Source organism: Kocuria nitroreducens (assembly GCF_042879195.1).
GTDB lineage: Bacteria > Actinomycetota > Actinomycetes > Actinomycetales > Micrococcaceae > Kocuria > Kocuria nitroreducens.
In genome coordinates this window covers 1-1,271 of sequence record NZ_JBHZTC010000075.1, presented here as the reverse complement: position 1 = coordinate 1,271, position 1,271 = coordinate 1, and the positions used below count along the sequence as shown (strand labels likewise).

The following is a 1,271-nucleotide window of genomic DNA, read 5'->3' as shown; positions in this document are numbered from 1 at the left end:
TGACCTGACCTACAGCCTGGTTTCCAGTCATGGTGGCTAGCTTCCAGCGGTGGTGAGTGCCTGTGGCGTTCGAGCGAGGTCGTATTCGTGCGGAGTGGCGTACTCGAGTGCGGAGTGTCGGCGACGTCGGTTGTAGAACACTTCGATGTACTCGAAGATCGCGTTCGCCAGCTCGATCCGGGTCTTCCACTTCTGACGGTTCAGCAGTTCGATCTGCATCGTCGACCAGAAGGATTCCATCATGGCATTGTCGAGCCCGTCGCCGACTGTGCCGAACGAGGGCAGCAGCCCGGCCGAGCGGATCTTCTGCGTGAACACCCACGAGGTGAACTGGACCCCGTGGTCGGCGTGGACGATTCCGCCGGCACCGGGCTGACGGGCCCGGATGGCCATGTCCAGGGCATTGACGACCAGGGTGGAGTCCTGCTTGGAGTCGATGGCCCAGCCGATGATCTTGCGGCTGCAGGCGTCCAGCACCGCCGCGCAGTAGACCTTGCCCTCGCGGGTGGGATGCTCGGTGATGTCCGTGACCCACAGTTCGTTCAGCGACAGGCGATGGAACTTCCGGTTGACGAGGTCCTCTGCGGTCACCACACCTCGAAGGCGCTTGATTCGTGCTGGGCCGGGCAGTCCGCGGATTCTTGTGCGCGTCATCAGCGCGGAGATGAGCCGGCTCGAGCAGGGGATGCCCATGCCGATGGTGAGTTCCGCATGGATGCGGCGGTACCCGTAGGTTCCACGAGAGGCGACGTGGATCTCTCGGATCAGCCCTGTCAGCCAGCGTCGACGGAGTTCCGTGGAGCTGGTCGGACGCTTGCGGTACCGGTAGTAGCCCTGGCGGGAGACGCCCAGAATGCGGCAGCAGGTGTGGACCGGAGCCCCGGCGTCGACGAGGCGATCGATCACCGGGTGCGCCCTTTTGGGCAGACTCCGTCCTCCTCATCGAGCCAGGTGGCGGCGCGGCGGACGATCGCGAGCTCTTGCTCGAGCTGGCGGATGCGGCCACGGGCTGCCCGGAGCTCAGCCGATTCCCGGGTGCTTCGCCCGGGCCGGAGGCCCTGGTCGATGTCGTCCTGGCGCAGCCAGGAATGGAGCGTGACGGCGTGGATACCGAGATCAGCCGCGGTCTGCTTGACCTGGCGGCCCTCGCGCACGAGAGCTATCGCTCGTGCACGGAACTCGGGAGGGTAGGGGCGGGGCATAGCGACGAGCCTTCCATGAAGGCCTTCGGCTAGCGACGACAACTGGAAACCAAACTGTAGGTCAGGTCA

1 protein-coding gene is annotated in these 1,271 nt (G+C 65.1%); it reads right to left on the bottom strand.

What is annotated here, in order from left to right; translation table 11 throughout:
• Positions 1 to 36: 36 nt before the first annotated feature.
• Positions 37 to 1,202 (bottom strand): IS3 family transposase gene (locus tag ACFYE1_RS17410; protein ID WP_387745803.1). Its coding sequence is split into 2 segments (ribosomal slippage): positions 37 to 926 and positions 926 to 1,202, totalling 1,167 coding nucleotides; the frame shifts between segments, so codons are not numbered across the junction.
• Positions 1,203 to 1,271: the final 69 nt, after the last annotated feature.